The following is a 17985-nucleotide window of genomic DNA, read 5'->3' as shown; positions in this document are numbered from 1 at the left end:
CAACTGATGGTTCAACATCAGGACGCACAAAATATGTCGTCAGATCAGTCGCATATTCCTGTTCTTATTCAAGAAGTTATCGAAGGTCTTGCGCCCGTTGAAGGGAGGCAGATTGTTGACGGCACATTTGGTGCTGGCGGATATTCGCGTTGTTTTCTTGAGGCTGGTGCACGGGTGATTGGCATTGATCGTGACCCAAGCGTTGCGCCATTTGTTGATGCGTTGAAGGCGGACTTTGACGATAAATTTCAATTTTTGCCGGGTCAATTTGGCCAAATGGCGACTTTGCTTGCTGAAGCGGACATTAGTGATGTTGATGCAATTGTGCTCGATATTGGTGTGAGTTCCATGCAGCTCGACCAAGGCGAGCGCGGCTTTTCTTTTATGCGTGACGGGCCTTTGGATATGCGCATGGAGCAAGCTGGCGCGACCGCGGCAGATATGGTCAATGGGCTGGAAGAGCGCGAACTTTCCGATTTGATTTTCGGATTTGGCGAAGAAAAGCGGGCGCGAGCGGTGGCTAAAGCCATTTTGGCTGCACGTGAAGAAGCGCCGCTGACGACCACTTTGCAGTTGGCGAATTTGATCGAGAAAACCTTGGGTAAGGGCAAGCCAGGCAAAGCTCATCCGGCGACCAAGACTTTTCAAGCACTGCGCATTGCGGTGAATGCCGAATATAATCAACTTGTGCACGGGCTTTACGATGCAGAGGCGATTTTGCCTGCGGGGGGCAAGCTTGCGGTTGTGACATTCCATTCGATGGAAGATCGGATTGTGAAGCGGTTCTTCAAGCCGCAGGCGCAACAGTCGCGGCATTTGCCCATGTCAGAAGAGGCGCCGCAATGTTGGGATGATATTTCCAAGCCCATCCGACCGTCGAAAGAAGAGTTGAATCGCAATCCGCGCGCCCGTTCGGCCACATTGCGTTATGCAACGCGCAATGAAGTGCCTGCACGCGCTTTCAGCATGGATGGTTTAGGTGTGCCCGGCATGGCAAAAAAACAGGAAGTGGGGGCGAAGACGTGATGCGTTGGATCAATCTCGGCTTGCTGGTTACCAGCTTTTGCGCGCTGATTTTTGTGTATGGCCAGAAATATCACGCGGAAGATTTGAGCGTGCAGGTTTCTGCTTTGGAAGATGAAATTGCGCGTAAAACGCAGGAGCTGAGCACATTGAAGGCGGATTGGGCTTATTTGAACCAGCCGGGGCGCTTGCAGCCGATTGTTGAGCGCCATGCCGCTGTATTGGGTTTGGAGCCGATCAAGACCGAGCAATATCAGCGCATTGAAGATATTCCAATGCGGCCTTCTGGGCCGGACACTGACGGGTTGGAAGCTTTGCTGCTGTCGCTTGAGGCAGGTGTTGACCCAAATGAAATGTCTGAATTGCCAAGCATTACCCCACCGGAGCGCCGTCCATGAGCGATTATGCCACCACACATAGCTCTACCATCACCCTTGAAGGGGCACGCAAAGCGCGTGGACATATGACGCAAAGCCGCATTCGGCTTTCGCTGATTGTGGCCCTTTTGTTGTTTGGTGTCGTGGGTGCGCGATTGATCAATATTGCCAACACCGAAGTGGCGGAAAATAATGCGGGTCACGAGCGCCCAGCGCTGACAGCAACCCGCCCAGAAATTTTGGACCGGAATGGCCAACAACTCGCAGTTGATATTCAGGTGCCTAGTCTTTTTGCTGAGCCGCGCCGGATTGTGGATGTGGATGAGGCGGTGGATGCGCTGAGCGCAGAACTGCCCTACATGGACAAAAAGCTTTTGCGCGAGCGGTTGGATGGCGACGAAGGTTTCGTGTGGTTGCAGCGTGAGCTGACCCCACAGCAAAAAGAGCGCATCTTACGCCTTGGCATTCCCGGCGTGGATTTTGTGACTGAAAGCCGTCGCTTTTATCCGGGCGGCAATGTTGCCTCGCACATTTTGGGCGCGGTGAATGTCGACAATGTGGGCATTGCTGGCATTGAGCGCTATTTGGATGGGCGCGATGTGGCGTTGCTGCAAGAGTTGGGCTTGGCCCGTGCACGCAATTTGCAGCCGGTAAATCTTTCGATTGACTTGCGGGTGCAGCACATCATGCACAATCAGCTTGAAGATGCGTTGGAGCGTTATCAGGCGATTGCGGCAGCAGGCGTGATGATGGATGTGCGCACGGGCGAGATTGTCGCCTTAGTGTCACTGCCAGACTTTGACCCGAACGAACCAGCCACGGCGCTGGAAGAGGGGCGGATTAACCGCATCACCGCGGGTAAGTTTGAGTTGGGTTCTACCATCAAAACCATCACTGCAGCTGGTGCGCTGGATAGCGGCCGGGTGCAAATTACGGACAAATTTGACGCCACAAAGCCGGTGCGGTTTGGCCGCTATTCTATTGGCGACTTTCACGGGCAAAAGCGCGTGTTGAGCGTGCCGGAGGTTTATCAATATTCCTCCAACATCGGTACCATCAAAATGATGCAGGCGATGGGCAAGGATAATTACCGTGCCTTTTTGACCAGAATGGGTTTTGAGGGCGCGCCACCAATTGAATTGCCTGAGCGGACTGCCTCGCAAATTGCCCCGCAATTTTCTGAAGTCGCGGCGGCCACGGCGTCCTTTGGCCATGGTTTTTCGGCCACGCCATTGCAATTGGCGACTGCCTTTTCTGCGTTGGTAAATGGCGGGCATTTGGTGGAACCTACATTGTTTCCGCGAGATCAGATCACCGCGCTTTCCAGTTCTAACCAAGTGGTGAGCGAGCGCACCAGCGATTATATGCGTTATTTGATGCGTCATAATGCTCTATATGGTTCTGGCCGTCGTGCTGATCCTGATGGTTTCCGCCTAGGCGGCAAAACCGGTACGGCGGAAAAGGTGGTTGATGGCCGCTATTCCAAGGAAAAAAGCCTTGCTATATTTGCTTCAGCGTTTCCAATGGACGCGCCGCGCTATGCGATGGTGATCATGGTGGATGAGCCGAAGCGGGAAAATGAACGTAGCGGCCGCACCGCAGCATGGAATGCGGGCGATGTGACACATAGGATTGTGGAAAAGGTTGCGCCTATGCTGGGTGTTATGCCAAACAACGATCCAGAATTAGACGCTCAGCTGGTACCGGCTGAGTTGCGTAAGTTGGGGGAAATATGAGTTTTTCCATTAAGAAGCTTTTGGTTGGAGCAGAAAGCTCTCAAGAGTTTATGGATCTTGATGTTGAAGGGATTACCTCAGATTCCCGCGACGTGAAAAAAGGCGATGCCTTTTTTGCCCTGCCGGGTGAAAAGTTTCACGGCAATGAATTTGTGAAAGATGTGGTGCGCTTAGGTGCCATCGCCATCGTGACAGACCGGGGCCTTGAATATAATCCGGGCGTGCCGATCTATCTGGTCAATGATGTGCGGGCCGCATTTGCGCGGGCAGCGCGGCGGGTGAACGAGCCGCAGCCAGCCTATCCTGTGGCCGTGACGGGCACTAATGGCAAAACCTCAGTTGTGTCCTTCCTGCGCCAAATCTGGATCGACAATCATCTAAATGCTGCGTCAGTCGGCACGTTGGGTATTGTGACCCGCGACAAGCATATTGTTGGTGAGTTGACCACACCGGGGCCGATGCAATTGCACAAGGAGCTGCACCAGCTCAAAAAAGAGGGCATCGACCATATTGCTCTTGAGGCGTCCAGCCATGGGTTGGATCAGCGTCGGCTAGATGGCATGAAGTTTCGTGTTGCCGGGTTCACCAATTTGACCCGCGATCACTTAGATTACCATGAGACTATGGAAGCCTATCATGACGCGAAATTGCGTTTGTTCCGCGATCTTTTGACTGACGGGTGCACCTGCGTCATCAATATGGATGATGATGAAGCCATGCCATTTATGATGGCCGGGTTGGAGCGCAATGGCACCATTCTTACCGTTGGTGAAAATGGCGCTTATTTTGAAGTGTTCTCCATTGAGCCAGAAGGTTATGGCCAGCGGGTTAAAGGCCGCTTGGTGGGCGAAGATGTTGAATTTTTGCTGCCATTGGCAGGCAAATTCCAAGTGAGCAATGCTTTGGTTGCGTTCGCCATGGCGGTGGCCACGGGCGTGGATAAGCATGATGCTTTGTTAAGCCTTGAAAAGCTTGAAGGTGCAAAAGGCCGCTTGGAAAAAGTTGCAGAACATAATGGCGGCGCGGCCTATGTGGATTATTCGCATACACCTGACGCGCTGCAAACAGCGCTTGAAAGTTTGCGCCCATTCGTGAAGGGCAAATTGATTGTGGTGTTTGGTTGTGGTGGCGATCGCGACAAAGGCAAACGTGGTCCCATGGGCAAGATTGCAGTTGAGCATGCAGACGTTGCGATTTTGACCGATGATAACCCCCGCACAGAAGATCCGCAGGCGATCCGCGATGAGGTGTTGAAAGCCGCACCGGAATGTAAAGATGTGCCGGATCGCAAAAAAGCCATAGAAATGGGGCTTGAAATGATGGGCGAGGGCGATGTGCTCTTGGTGGCTGGTAAAGGCCATGAGGACTATCAGATCATTGGCACCGAGAAACATGATTTCTCAGACCATGATGTCATTCTAAAGGCCATTGGATCAAAGTGACCGCATTGTGGACCATTGACGAGATTTGCCGCGCGACCGATGGTCGTGCGGTGGGACTCGATGCCGACGCGGCGATAAACGGCATATCTATCGATAGCCGCACCATCAGCGAAAATGATTTGTTTGTCGCTATCAAAGGAGATCGCTTTGATGGCCATGATTTTGTGGCGAAAGCACTGGAGCAAGGTGCTGGCGCGGCATTGGTTAGCGACGCGTTTGCTGATGCGCATCCCGATTTGTCCCGGCTAATCGTGGTTGATGATGCGCTGTTAGGTCTAGAACGTTTGGGCGTGGCGGCGCGCCAACGCATGCAGGGCAAAGTGATTGCTGTAACGGGAAGTGTGGGCAAAACCTCCACCAAAGAGGCGATCCGCATTACATTGCAGCAATTTGGCAAAACCCACTTTTCCATCAAATCCTTCAACAACCATTGGGGCGTGCCGCTTATGCTGGCGCGTATGCCGGCTGACACGGAATTTGCCGTGTTTGAATTGGGCATGAGCCATGCCGATGAAATTCGGCCGCTTGTGAACATGGTGAGCCCGCATATGGCGGTGATCACGCGTATCGCCCCAGCGCATCTGGAAAATTTCAAAGATCTTTATGGCATTGCCGATGCCAAGGCAGAGATATTTGAAGGCCTGTTGCCGGGCGGACATGTGTTTTTGGGGGCGGACCATGATTATGTGGCCTATCTGAAAGGCCGCGCCGCCGGGTTGGGACATGAAAATGTCACCACTTATGGTTTTGCAGAAATGGCTGATATGCATTTGTCCGCCCCTGTTCTGGCAGACGGGCAGATTGGCTGTGATTTTGAATTTGACGCTGAAAATGGGCAATTGCTGGTGCCGCAATTGGGCGCGCATGCATTGCCAAATGCAGCATCGGCTTATCTGATTGGTCGCGCGCTTGAGTTAGACGCAGATGCATTGTTGGCCGCCATTCAGCACTATGTTGCGCCACCGGGACGGGGTGAAATCATCACGCTGGAGCTGGAAGAAGGCACGGCAACATTGGTGGATGAAAGCTATAATGCCAACCCCACGTCCATGCTGGCTGCACTAGATACATTGTCGCGAAATCAGCACCAGGGACGCACATGCGTGATTTTGGGTGACATGTTGGAATTGGGCGCGCAAGCGCCGGATTTGCATCGGTCATTGGCCGAACCATTGAAGCAACTGGCGCCAGAGCAATGCTATTTTGTTGGGCCGATGATGGCGCACTTGTTTGAAGATGTGCGCGATGATCTGGTTGTGGAATGGTTGGAAAACCGCGACACGCTTTTACCAAAACTGGCAAATTGGCTTGCGCCGGGCGACTTAGTTATGGTCAAAGGGTCGAACGGGATTGGATTGGGGGCGCTGGTTCAGGCGTGCCGCGAGAAGTGGCCGCCGACCAAAGAGTAAGCGCAAAAGAAGGGTAAAAGCCGAAACATGTTTTATTTCTTGCAGCAGTTTGGCGATGTGTTCGCGCCACTTAATGTGTTTCGCTATCTGACATTCCGCACAGGCGGCGCCACCATCACAGCGATGTTTTTTGTGTTTTTGTTTGGCCCGCAATTGATCAATATGTTGCGGACGCGGCAAGGGCATGGTCAGCCAATCCGTGAAGATGGGCCAGCCAGTCATTTGATCACCAAAAAAGGCACGCCAACCATGGGCGGCTTGATGATTTTGCTGGCGCTCACTGCATCTACATTGCTCTGGGCCAACTTGACCAACCCATATGTTTGGATTGTTCTAGGCGTTACCGTTGGCTTCGGTGCCATCGGTTTTTATGATGATTATTTGAAAGTGTCTAAGGCCACCAATAATGGCTTTGGGGGCAGACAGCGCCTTGCGCTTGAAGCCGCAATCTCCGGGATTGCCTGCTTCTTTGTGGCGCAATTGGGCGAGTCTCCTTTCTCAACCTCATTGGCTTTCCCCTTCATAAAAGACTTTATGCTCGATCTTGGCTGGTTCTTTGTGATCTTTGGGGCATTTGTGATTGTGGCTGCGGGCAATTCGGTAAACTTGACCGACGGATTGGATGGCTTGGCCATCGTGCCGGTGATGATTGCGGCTGGTTCCTTCGGCCTTATCGCTTATCTCGTGGGTAACGAGATTTTCTCCAATTATCTTTTGATCAATTTTGTGCCTGGCACCGGTGAATTGGCCGTGTTGTGCGGGGCATTGATTGGGGCAGGTTTGGGCTTCTTATGGTTTAACGCGCCGCCGGCCTCCATCTTTATGGGCGACACAGGCTCATTGGCTTTGGGCGGTATGTTGGGCGCCATTGCAGTGGCCACCAAGCACGAGATTGTGCTGGCGATTATTGGTGGTCTGTTTGTTTTGGAAACCGTGTCTGTGATTGTGCAGGTGATTTCCTTCAAAACCACGGGCAAACGCATCTTTAAGATGGCACCGATCCATCACCATTTTGAACATTTGGGATGGACCGAAAGCCAGATTGTGATCCGTTTTTGGATTATTGCCTTTGTGTTGGCGATGATCGGCTTGAGCTCATTAAAGCTTCGTTAAGCAAAAACGTCATCATTTTCTTTACCAAACGGCAAATGGTTGCGAGTTGGTAACCACTTTTGGTGTAATTTTATTCACCTAAAGAATTTGAACTGATTTGGTGATGGCATTTGATGTTTTCCCGCGAGTTTTCACGAGAGCGTAAAACCCCCTTGGCAGAGTGGTGGTGGACGGTTGATCGTCCGCTACTTGCTGCGTTTTTTGCGTTGATGGGGGCAGGGGTGATCATGTCCTTCGCTGCCAGCCCGGCAGTGGCGTCCCGGCTTGGGCTGAGCGAATGGCACTTTATTGTGCGACACATCTTCTTTTTGCTGCCCGCAACCATTGTGATGGTGATGGGCAGTTTTTTAACGCCCCGCATGGCACGACAGGCTGCCTTGCTGGTGTTGGCGTTTGGGTTGGTTGCGTTGGCGGGCACATTGTTGGTCGGCTATGAAGCCAAGGGTTCGCAACGCTGGATTGCTGTTGGCGGCTTTTCGTTTCAGCCAATTGAATTCGTAAAACCTGCCTTTGCGGTGATCGCAGCGTGGCTGATCTCAGAAAAAATGCGATTGCAAGATGTGCCCGGTCATTCCATGACCATTATGTTGCTGGTGATCATTGTCGGCATTTTGCTGTTGCAGCCCGATATTGGGCAAACGGCTTTGGTGGTGTTTACGTGGGCTGGCCTGTTGTTCATTTCCGGCATTAGCTGGTGGTTGATCTTTATGCTGGGTGGCTTGGCCATGGCGGCGATCACTGGGGCATACTTTTTCTTCCCGCACGTGACACGGCGTTTCGATGCCTTCTTCAATCCAGAAACTGGCGACAACTATCAGGTCGAGAAGGCTTTGCAGTCGTTGCTCGAAGGCGGCTGGTTTGGCTTGGGCCCGGGTGAGGGCGTGGCCAATCGTTCGTTGCCGGATGCGCATGCTGACTTTGTGTTTTCAGCCGCGGCGGGTGAATTTGGCATTTTGTTCTGCTTGGTCTTGGTGAGCTTGATTGCTTTTATCGTGGTGCGCTCGCTTTTGCTGGCGCAGCAACAAAGTAATTTGTTTGCGCGGTTGGCGGTGAGTGCGTTGGCCATTCAGTTTGGTGTGCAGTCAGCGATTAATTTGGCGGTGAATTTGAACCTTATTCCACCTAAAGGCATGACATTGCCTTTCGTATCTTATGGTGGCACATCGATGATTGCCGTTGCTTTTGGTATGGGGCTTTTGATAGGCCTAACCCGCAGAAAACCACAGGAGACCATTCCGTCAGGTTTGCCGATCTCTCGGCTGACGGTTCGGCAAGAAGCATTATGAGCAAATTTGTGATGGTGGCTGGTGGCACAGGCGGGCATTTGTTTCCCGCTCAAGCCCTAGCTGAAGAACTTTTAAGGCGCGGGCACACGGTTTATTTGATGACCGATGCGCGGGCCAAAAACTATGGCGGCGATTTTCCTGCTGTGGAAACCATTATTGTGCCGGCGGCCACGCCAAATTTGCGCCATCCAGTTAAAGCATTCAAAGCGGGTCTTAAAATTTTGGGCGGTGTGCGCAAGGCGCATAAGGAACTGAAGCGGATTGACCCGGATGCCATCGTTGGCTTTGGCGGTTATCCCACTTTCCCTCCGTTTTTAGCTGCATCTATGTTGGGCATTCCCGGCGTTTTGCATGAAGCCAATTCAGTGCTGGGTCGCGCCAACCGCGCGCTGGTGCGCTTTGCTGAAAAGCTGGCTTTGGGCTTTGATGACACCAAATATGCGGAACCTTATGCCAGCAAGATTGTACTGACGGGCAATCCGGTTCGCGACATGGTGCTTAATGTGGCGGATGAGCCGTTTCCGCCTTTGGGTGCAGATCATGATGTGCGCATCACTGTTTTTGGCGGGTCGCAAGGGGCGCAAGTGTTTTCACAGATGCTGCCCGGTGCCATCACCGCCTTGCCAGAAGAATTGCGCTCCCGCCTAAAGTTGGTGCAGCAATGTCGCGAAGAGGATTTGCAGCGCATGGCGGAAGTTTATGCGCAGGGTCGGGTGAGCGTTGAGGCGGCGCCGTTCTTTAAAGATTTGCCGCGCTTGCTTTCAAAATCGCATTTGGTGATTTGCCGTGCTGGGGCGTTGACCGTTTCAGAAATGGGCGCCATTGGCCGCCCGGGCATTTATGTGCCATTGCCGGGTTCCATCGATCAGGACCAGCTCAATAACGCCAAGCGCATGGAAGCTTCTGGCGGCGGGGTGGTGATGGAGCAAGCCGCACTTTCACCGCATTCACTTGCCACAAAGATCACCGAGCTTTTGGCCTATCCTGAGCGATTGCAAGAAATGGCATCAAACGCCAAGAAAATCGGCATGCCTGACGCGGTTCAGCGTTTGGCCGATCTCACAGAACAAACGGCAAAAGCCGGATAAGGGAGAGCATTGATGAAGATGCCACAAAATATTGGTCCAGTGCACTTTGTGGGCATTGGCGGGATCGGGATGAGCGGCATTGCCGAAGTGTTGCACAACCAAGGCTATAAAGTGCGCGGTTCGGATTTGAACCAAAATCCAAACGTGATGCGCTTGCAAGAAAAAGGCATTGAGGTTGAGATTGGCCAGCGGGCCGAGAACCTGAAAGATGCCGCTGTTGTGGTGATCTCATCGGCGATCAAGAAGGACAATCCCGAATTGATGGAAGCCCGTGCGCGGGCGCTGCCGATTGTGCGGCGCGCCGAAATGCTGGCCGAGATTATGCGGTTTAAAAACGCGATCGCCATTGGGGGTACCCACGGCAAAACAACCACAACATCGCTTGTTTCAACGCTTTTGGAAGCGGGCAATATGGACCCGACAGTGATCAATGGCGGGATCATCAATGCCTATGGCACCAATGCGCGTTTGGGCGATGGCGAATGGATGGTGGTTGAGGCTGATGAGAGTGACGGCACCTTTGTGAAATTGCCCGCGGATGTGGCGGTGGTGACCAATGTGGACCCCGAACATCTGGACCATTATGGCTCGTTTGAAGAAGTGAAAAAGGCATTCATCCATTTTGTGGAAAATGTGCCGTTTTATGGTTTCGCCGTGATGTGTTTGGACCACCCGGTGGTGCAGGCGCTGGTGGGTGAGATTACAGATCGGCGTGTGATCACTTATGGGCAAAATCCACAGTCTGACGTGTTGCTGAAAAATGTGCGCGTTGAAAATGGGCACAATGTTTTTGATGTGGTGATCCGTCACCGCATTCAAGGTGGTGAAACCCAGATTGATGGGCTGGAGCTGCCAATGCCGGGCATTTACAACGCGTTGAATGCAACGGCTGCCATTGCAGTGGCCAATCGGTTGGGCGTGTCGCCCGAAGATATTCGCAAGGGTCTGATGGGCTTTTCCGGCGTGAAGCGTCGGTTCACCACCACAGGCGTGGTGAATGATGTGCGGATCATTGATGATTATGCCCACCACCCGGTGGAAATTTCGTCCGTGTTGACGGCTGCGCGCAGCGCCGCCAAGGGCGATGTGATCGCGGTGATGCAGCCGCACCGCTATTCGCGGTTAGATGATTTGTTTGAAGAATTTGCGGGTTGTTTTAACGATGCAAACACAGTGCTTGTCGCGCCAGTGTTTGCAGCGGGTGAGCAGCCGCGAGAAGGGGTTTCCAATGAAACGCTTGTTGAGCGTATGCGGGCGAAAGGCCATCGCGATGCCCGCATTTTGGAAGGGCCCGAACATTTGGCAAAAGTGCTTTCTGAGCGCGTGAAGCCAGATGATTATGTGGTGTGTCTGGGGGCAGGCAACATCACACAATGGGCAGCAAACCTGCCCGATGAACTCAACACTTATATTGGTGAGAAGTAATTATGAGCTTTCCAGATCTATTGCCCCAACTTGGCGAATGGACAAATGACATTCGTGGCAAACTTATTCCCAACCAGCCTTTGAGCGAGATTACCTGGTTTCGCGTGGGTGGCCCGGCGCAGCTTTATTTTCAGCCTGCGGACGAAGCCGATTTGCAGCTGTTTTTAAAAAATCTGCCGAAAGACATCAAGCTGACCGTGATTGGTTTGGGCTCTAACCTTTTGGTGCGCGATGGTGGACTTGATGGGGTCGTGTTGCGCTTGTCGGCCAAGGGGTTCGGCAAGGTTGAAGCATTGGGCGACCATAAATTGCGCGTCGGCGCGGCATTGCCCGATGTGAAAGTGGCAACCGCTGCCGCGGACAATGGCATTGATGGCTTGACCTTTTATCGCGGCATTCCGGGTGGCATTGGGGGTGCGCTTTACATGAATGCAGGCTGCTATGGCACGGAAACCAAAGATCGTATGGTTGAGCTACGCGGCGTTGACCGTGACGGCGAGATTGTGACGCTGACAAATGCGGATATGGCCTATAAATATCGCAAGAATAATGGCCCACGCGGTGTGGTGTTCACCGAAGCTGTTTACCAAGGCTTTGCGGGCGACCCAGAAGACATTAAAGCGCGGATGAAGGAAATCACGGAAACGCGTGAAGGTTCTCAACCTACACGGGCACGCACTGGCGGTTCGACCTTTAAAAATCCTGATGGGCATTCATCTTGGAAATTGGTGGATGCAGCTGGTTGTCGTGGCCTTAAGGTTGGTGATGCGCAAGTGTCTGAAAAGCACTGCAATTTCTTGCTGAATTTGGGCGAAGCGACCGCGCATGACATCGAAACATTGGGTGAGACGGTGCGCAATCGTGTGCGGGAAAATTCTGGCATTGAATTGCGCTGGGAAATTCGCCGTATGGGACATTTTGTGCCGGGCAATGAGGTCAAAGAATTTCTAGATGGTGATGTGTTCACCGGGCAGGTGTAAGCATGACCAAACATGTAGCTGTGTTGATGGGCGGTTGGGCAAGCGAGCGTGAAGTTTCGCTTTCCTCCGGCAAGGCGTGTGCAGACGCGCTTGAGCGCTGTGGTTACCAAGTCTCCCGTGTCGATGTTGATCGCGATCTTGGCCATGTGTTGGAAGAATTGAAGCCTGATGTGGCCTTTAACGCGCTGCATGGCCGTTTTGGTGAAGATGGAACGGTGCAGGGTTTGCTCGAAATTATGGGCATTCCTTACACCCATTCAGGGGTATCTGCCTCGTCTATCGCCATGAATAAGCATTTGTCGAAAGTGTTTTTCAAAGCCAATGGCATTCCCGTTACAGACCATTTTGTGGCCTCGCGAGATGAGGTGGCGCGCAAGCACCAAATGGAACCACCGTATGTTATTAAGCCCGTGGCGGATGGGTCCAGTGTTGGCGTGTTTATCGTTAAGCAGGGCACCGAGCATCCACCGCAAGAAATTTTGCGCACCGATTGGAAGAGCGGTGAAGAATTGATGGTGGAGCGTTATATCGCTGGCCGCGAGCTGACATGCGCGGTGATGGGCGGTGTGGCGCTTGCGGTTACTGAAGTTGTGACTGACCTCAATTTTTATAATTACGAAGCAAAATATGCACAGGGTGGGTCAAAGCATATTTTCCCGGCCGAGGTTTCACCGAATATTTACCAAACTGCGCAGAAACTGGCCCTAAAGGCACATGAGAGTTTGGGGTGCAAAGGGGTAACCCGCACAGACTTCCGTTTATCCATGCATGGCGGCGAAGAAGGCGATTTGATTTGCCTTGAAATCAACACGCAGCCGGGCATGACACCAACATCGCTTGTGCCTGAAATGGCTGCCCATGCCGGGCATGATTTTGAAGAACTGGTCCGCTGGATTTTGGAGGACGCCTCTTGCGACAGATAAGAAAGCCTCAAGCGCGCACCCTTGCTTTGCCCGCTCCGATGCATAATTTGCCTGCATTGCGCAAAACCAATCAGTTGGTTGCGCGGGGGCAACGGGCATGGGTGCTGCATAAGCGTTTGGGCGTGCAGCTGGTTGCTCTTATTCTTGTTGTTTTGTTGCTGGGCGTTGGCATGATCAACCGCAGCCACATCGCCAATGGCGTCACCGTTTTGACTGAGCGCGCTTCTGGCTTGTTTGCACAAGCAGGGTTGGCAGTGTCGGAAGTCTCGCTTTCTGGCTATGGCCTAACCAAAGAATCGGATTTGTTTGAGGCAATTGGCCTGCAAGGCAATATTTCGCTGGTGAATTTTGATGCGGAGGCAGCACGCCAGCGCATTGAGGCTTTGCCGTCCATCGAAAGTGCCACCATCCGCAAGATCTATCCAAATTCGCTGAACATCGAGTTGGTGGAAAAAACACCTATCGCTGTGTGGCGCATTGATGGGGTTAGCTTTGCAATCGACGCGAAAGGCGACAAATTGGTCAGCCTTGAGCAGGGGGGAATTGATGGCCTGCCACTCTTTATTGGCGATGGTGCCGCTGACGATGCTGCTAATTTGATTGCAGCGCTGCAGCCTTATGCGCTTTTGCAGCAGGATTTGCTGGCCGCCAGCCGCATTGGCGATCGTCGCTGGGATCTGATCTATGACACCGGCTTGCGCATCATGCTGCCTGAGCATGATGTTGACCAAGCGCTGGCCCAGATTGTGAAGCTGGATGCAGAAAAGCAATTGTTGGCGCGTGACATTGAGATTTTAGATTTTCGTTTAAAAGATTTTATCGCCGTGCGGCCCGTTGACCGCACTGCAACCGATCAGGATGAGGCCAACGCGCAATGATCTCAGAGGCAATGACGGCACGGCTGAAACCGGTTCAACCGGGCAAGGCCAGCTTGGTGACCGTTTTGGATATTGGCTCCACCAAGATTTGCTGCATTATTGCGCGTTTAACGCCACAACCTGAAGGTAAAGCACTGCGCGGCCGTACACATCAGGCGGAAGTATTGGGCTTCGCCTTCGGTCCGTCACAGGGCGTCAATAAAGGCATCATCACAGATTTGGACGCAGCGGAGCATGCTGTACGTTCTGTTGTCGGCATGGCTGAGCGCAATGCCGGGGTGACGGTTCAATCGCTCATCGTCAATGTTTCTGCGGGACGATTGAGTTCAGAAACATTCGCCGCAACTGTGTCACTTGATGGGCACGAAGTTGAGCCGCGCGATTTGGCCAAGGTTTTGCAAACGGTGAATGAACGGTCGATCCGTGACGAGCGGTCTGTGCTGCACGCGCTGCCCATCGGCTATTCGCTGGATGGTCATAAAGGCATCCAAGACCCGCGCGGCATGGTGGGCGATATGCTCGGTGTTGATGTTGCGGTGGTGAGCGCCGAAACGCTTTCCATGCGCAATATTGAGTTGGTTTTAAACCGCTGCCATTTGCAAGTGGAAGCTTTTATGGCGACGCCTTATGCCAGCGGTTTGGCTTGTTTGGTGGACGATGAAGCGCAGCTTGGTGTTGCGATTGTTGATTTTGGCGGTGCCACGACCACTTTGAGCGTGTTTAAGGACGGATATCTGGTTTACGCCGATTCAATTTCAGTTGGTGGTCAGTCCATCACACATGAGATTGCGCGTCAGCTTTCAGTGAGCTTTGAAGATGCAGAACGGTTGAAAACATTATTCACCTCTGTATTGCCTGGCCAAACTGATGAGCGCGATTTGGTGCCGATCCAACCCGTTGGGGCGACCCAAGATGAAGCGCCAACGCAAATTCCGCGCACCACATTAACCCGCATCGTGCGTCCACAAGTGGAAGACATTTTGACGATTTTGCGTGACCGCATGGTGGCCACGGGCATGATGGATGTGTGTGGACGTCGATTTGTGTTAACGGGCGGCGGCAGCGAGTTGACTGGTTTGCCCGAGATTGCCCGCCGGGTTTTGGCCCGCAATGTGCGCCAGGGTCGGCCATTGGGTGTTTCCAAATTGCCAACGGTGGCGAAAGGGCCTGCATTTTCCACTGTGGTGGGCATGCTGATTTATCCGCAAGTTTGTGAGCTTGAATTTGTTGAGCAAAAAGCGAGCGCGGGTGAGGGCGGTAAATTTGGCTGGTTCAAACATATTGGTCATTGGCTGAAATCCAGCTTCTGATTCACCGCGAAATTCTCATTTCAAAAAAGTTTTGATCGTGTGGAGCTTAAAACTGCGCTTTAACGCTTTGTTATGCTAAACAATTTCTTGCTCACCCGGTCACGCATTGACGCAAAATGCATCAAAGTTAACAAAAATGATGCAATTGTTAGGGAGTGCTTAACGTTCTGGCAGTAATTTTATACCCAACGGAGCACAATGGGGCCAGAAATGAGCATCAAACTTCAAATTCCAGATATTCAAGAACTTAAGCCACGCATCACTGTGTTTGGCGTTGGCGGTGCCGGCGGCAATGCGGTGAACAACATGATCGATTCGGGCCTAGAAGGGGTCGAATTCGTTGTGGCCAACACAGACGCCCAAGCCCTCGCCCTGTCTAAGGCAGAGCGCGTTGTGCAGCTTGGTGTCGGCGTCACCGAAGGTCTCGGCGCTGGCTCACACCCCGAAGTGGGGCGTGCGGCCGCTGAAGAGACAATTGACGAAATTACAGATCACTTAAACGGTTCGCACATGTGCTTCATCACTGCCGGTATGGGCGGTGGCACTGGCACTGGCGCGGCGCCTGTCGTGGCCCGCGCGGCCCGCGAACAGGGCATTTTGACTGTTGGTGTTGTGACCAAGCCATTCCAATTTGAAGGCGCACGCCGTATGCGTTTGGCCGAGGATGGCATTGATGAGTTGCACCGCCATGTCGATACGCTCATCGTGATCCCGAACCAAAATCTTTTCCGTGTGGCCAATGAGAAAACCACCTTCGCTGATGCCTTCTCAATGGCTGACGAAGTGTTGTTCTCAGGTGTGGCCTGTATCACCGATTTGATGGTGAAAGAGGGCTTGATCAACCTCGACTTTGCTGACGTTCGTGCAGTGATGCGCGGCATGGGTAAAGCCATGATGGGCACAGGCGAAGCTGAAGGTGAAGATCGTGCGCGTCACGCCGCTGAAGCTGCGATTGCAAACCCATTGCTGGACGATATCTCCATGCAAGGTGCACGTGGCCTGTTGATTTCGATCACCGGTGGTTCTGACCTGACCCTTTATGAAGTGGATGAGGCCGCAAGCCGCATTCGTGAAGAAGTGGATTCAGACGCGAACATCATCCTTGGTGCTACATTTGATGACAGCCTTGACGGTCAAATCCGCGTGTCAGTTGTGGCCACAGGTACCGATGCAGCGATGGTGCAAGCCATGGATCCAGTTGAGCCAAATGCAGAGCGTGCCATTCGCGTAAACCGTGAAGCACCGACTGCTGCGCCAAAGCCTCAGCATGAAGTTAAGTCTGCTGCGCCGCAACAAGAAGCGCCAAAAGCAGAAGCTGCCCCAGCCGATGAGTTGGATATGGCCATGCAAAAGGCGGTGAATGAAGCTTTGGGTGCAAAGCCAAATCACCAAGCACCGCAAAAAGAAGATGTGATGGTTGAACCTTACCGTCCAAGCGCAGAACCTCTTGCGCAGTTGGACGATGAGCCGAAGCCACGTGACGTTGAGCCTCGCCCAACATATGTGCCGCAAAGCGCTGAGCGAGTCGCCCCGCGTCGCATGCCACGCACTGACGAGTTGCCTCGTGTGGCGCAAGAAAGCGTTGCCCATGCGCAACAAGACGAGCAAAAAGAACCGCGCAACGCACGGGCTTTGTTCCGTCGCTTGGCCAGCAATGTTGGCTTGCAAGGCAAAGAAGAGTTTGACGAGAAAAAAGCTGATGATGCCATGGCCCGCAATGCCGTGGAAGCCAGCCCACAACGGCCTTCTAAGCCAATGGGTGCGCAGGGTCAGCTGGACCAAACTGGACGTCCAACAGCTCAGCCTACAGCGCAAAAAGAGCAGTTGGAAATTCCAAGTTTCTTAAAACGCCACGGATAGTTTTAAGGGCATAATAATAAAAAAGCACCCGAGGCGACTTTCGTCTCGGGTTTTTTTTGTTTATCAAGTTTTAAAAAAAGGCTGGGATATTAGACCCAATAAGCCGGAGTAGTAGATGAATAGATTTGCAACCAAGCAGTGCACCGTAGGGCGCGTATTGAGCTTTGCGGGTATTGGTGTTCACAATGGTAAGCCGGCTAGTTTGACAATTGAGCCCGCTGCTGTGGATAGCGGATATAGAATTCGTCGTAAGTTCGATGATGATCGGTTCTCCGAAGTCATTCCTTTGCAGCATAATCGCGTGTCCCGCACTTATTTGTGCACCGCAGTCGATTTAGGCGATGCTGGCACGGTCTCCATGATTGAGCATATGGTTTCTGCGCTTTCCGGTATGGGAATCGACAATGTGTTGATCACCGTCGAAAGTAGCGAATGTCCGGTGTTAGATGGTAGTGCCCGCAAATATGTTGAGGCAATCATCAATGCAGGGATTGAAACGCAACCTGCTGAGAAGAAGTTCATCAAAATCAAACGCAGTGTAACTGTTCGCTCAAATGATGCATTTGCTGCACTCGAGCCTTATAACGGACGCGCATTTGACGTTGAGATTGATTTTGAGAGTGACGTTATCGGTCGCCAACGGATGATTTTTGATTGGTCACCTAAGCGTTATGTCAACGATGTATCTAATGCGCGCACATTTGGATTTATTAAAGATGCAAAAGTGTTGCGTCAGGCTGGCTATGCCTTGGGTTCCTCTTTAGAAAACTCGATTGCGGTGGATGAGGGGAAAATCCTCAATCAAGACGGTTTGCGCTTCGAGGATGAGTTTGTTCGCCACAAATTGCTGGATGCCGTTGGTGATCTTGCGCTGGCAGGTATGCCCATTTATGGCAAGTTTCGCTCGTACAAAGGTGGTCATGGGTTGAACGCCTTGGTGTTGAACTCTCTTTTTGCCAGTGAGCAAAATTATGACATCGTGTCCGCGAGTGACTTACCGCTTGAATTTGATGCATTGGAAGAATTGCCAGAAGGCTTAGAATTGCGCGGCTATATTCGTTCCGTGGGTTGATTTGGTACATTCAACTTGTATCTTGCCTTAGTTTCGTTCATTTTTGCCCCTACATCGTGCTGA

Annotated in this window: 15 protein-coding genes; all 15 read left to right on the top strand. The window is 52.4% G+C overall.

Annotation, left to right across the window (positions count from 1 at the left end; genetic code table 11):
* The first annotated feature begins 6 nt into the window (after nucleotides 1-6).
* The 15 genes from rsmH (at nucleotide 7) to lpxC (ending at nucleotide 17922) form a co-directional block, all read left to right on the top strand.
* Nucleotides 7-1026 (top strand): 16S rRNA (cytosine(1402)-N(4))-methyltransferase RsmH, encoded by a 1020-nt coding sequence (gene rsmH, locus ATL17_RS04015; protein ID WP_211197760.1) that lies wholly within the window; start codon nucleotides 7-9, stop codon nucleotides 1024-1026.
* Complete coding sequence (gene ftsL, locus ATL17_RS04010) at nucleotides 1026-1421, top strand: cell division protein FtsL (protein ID WP_133571474.1); 396 nt, start codon at nucleotides 1026-1028, stop codon at nucleotides 1419-1421. The genes rsmH and ftsL overlap by 1 nt, the downstream gene beginning before the upstream one ends.
* Nucleotides 1418-3136, top strand: a complete 1719-nt coding sequence (locus ATL17_RS04005) for a peptidoglycan D,D-transpeptidase FtsI family protein (protein WP_133571473.1) — start codon at nucleotides 1418-1420, stop codon at nucleotides 3134-3136. The genes ftsL and ATL17_RS04005 overlap by 4 nt, the downstream gene beginning before the upstream one ends.
* Nucleotides 3133-4578 carry a UDP-N-acetylmuramoyl-L-alanyl-D-glutamate--2,6-diaminopimelate ligase gene (locus ATL17_RS04000; RefSeq protein WP_133571472.1) on the top strand — a complete coding sequence of 482 codons (1446 nt, stop codon included), beginning with the start codon at nucleotides 3133-3135 and terminating at the stop codon, nucleotides 4576-4578. The genes ATL17_RS04005 and ATL17_RS04000 overlap by 4 nt, the downstream gene beginning before the upstream one ends.
* Nucleotides 4575-5987: a UDP-N-acetylmuramoyl-tripeptide--D-alanyl-D-alanine ligase gene (locus tag ATL17_RS03995; protein ID WP_166638882.1), complete on the top strand. Its 1413-nt coding sequence runs from the start codon at nucleotides 4575-4577 to the stop codon at nucleotides 5985-5987. The genes ATL17_RS04000 and ATL17_RS03995 overlap by 4 nt, the downstream gene beginning before the upstream one ends.
* Nucleotides 5988-6014: 27 nt before the next feature.
* A complete protein-coding gene (gene mraY / locus ATL17_RS03990; protein ID WP_133571470.1) occupies nucleotides 6015-7100 on the top strand; it encodes a phospho-N-acetylmuramoyl-pentapeptide-transferase in 1086 nt (361 codons plus the stop codon).
* Nucleotides 7101-7213: 113 nt separating this feature from the next.
* Entirely contained in the window at nucleotides 7214-8386 is a 1173-nt protein-coding gene (locus tag ATL17_RS03985) for an FtsW/RodA/SpoVE family cell cycle protein (protein WP_133572184.1), read from the top strand.
* Nucleotides 8383-9474 carry an undecaprenyldiphospho-muramoylpentapeptide beta-N-acetylglucosaminyltransferase gene (murG, locus tag ATL17_RS03980; RefSeq protein WP_133571469.1) on the top strand — a complete coding sequence of 364 codons (1092 nt, stop codon included), beginning with the start codon at nucleotides 8383-8385 and terminating at the stop codon, nucleotides 9472-9474. The genes ATL17_RS03985 and murG overlap by 4 nt, the downstream gene beginning before the upstream one ends.
* 12 nt (nucleotides 9475-9486) lie before the next feature.
* Nucleotides 9487-10899 (top strand): UDP-N-acetylmuramate--L-alanine ligase, encoded by a 1413-nt coding sequence (gene murC / locus ATL17_RS03975; RefSeq protein WP_133571468.1) that lies wholly within the window; start codon nucleotides 9487-9489, stop codon nucleotides 10897-10899.
* Between the two features lie 2 nt (nucleotides 10900-10901).
* Nucleotides 10902-11879 (top strand): UDP-N-acetylmuramate dehydrogenase, encoded by a 978-nt coding sequence (murB, locus tag ATL17_RS03970; protein WP_133571467.1) that lies wholly within the window; start codon nucleotides 10902-10904, stop codon nucleotides 11877-11879.
* Between the two features lie 2 nt (nucleotides 11880-11881).
* Complete coding sequence (locus ATL17_RS03965) at nucleotides 11882-12802, top strand: D-alanine--D-alanine ligase (protein WP_133571466.1); 921 nt, start codon at nucleotides 11882-11884, stop codon at nucleotides 12800-12802.
* Complete coding sequence (locus ATL17_RS03960) at nucleotides 12790-13680, top strand: cell division protein FtsQ/DivIB (protein WP_133571465.1); 891 nt, start codon at nucleotides 12790-12792, stop codon at nucleotides 13678-13680. Before ATL17_RS03965 ends, ATL17_RS03960 begins: the two co-directional genes overlap by 13 nt.
* Nucleotides 13677-14990 carry a cell division protein FtsA gene (gene ftsA, locus ATL17_RS03955; RefSeq protein WP_133571464.1) on the top strand — a complete coding sequence of 438 codons (1314 nt, stop codon included), beginning with the start codon at nucleotides 13677-13679 and terminating at the stop codon, nucleotides 14988-14990. The genes ATL17_RS03960 and ftsA overlap by 4 nt, the downstream gene beginning before the upstream one ends.
* 210 nt (nucleotides 14991-15200) lie before the next feature.
* Nucleotides 15201-16850 (top strand): cell division protein FtsZ, encoded by a 1650-nt coding sequence (gene ftsZ, locus ATL17_RS03950; RefSeq protein ID WP_133571463.1) that lies wholly within the window; start codon nucleotides 15201-15203, stop codon nucleotides 16848-16850.
* Between the two features lie 115 nt (nucleotides 16851-16965).
* Nucleotides 16966-17922: a UDP-3-O-acyl-N-acetylglucosamine deacetylase gene (gene lpxC / locus ATL17_RS03945; protein ID WP_133571462.1), complete on the top strand. Its 957-nt coding sequence runs from the start codon at nucleotides 16966-16968 to the stop codon at nucleotides 17920-17922.
* Nucleotides 17923-17985 lie beyond the last annotated feature (63 nt).

This window comes from Maritalea mobilis (assembly GCF_004363175.1).
Taxonomy (GTDB): domain Bacteria; phylum Pseudomonadota; class Alphaproteobacteria; order Rhizobiales; family Devosiaceae; genus Maritalea; species Maritalea mobilis.
This window is presented reverse-complemented; position numbering and strand designations above follow the sequence as displayed.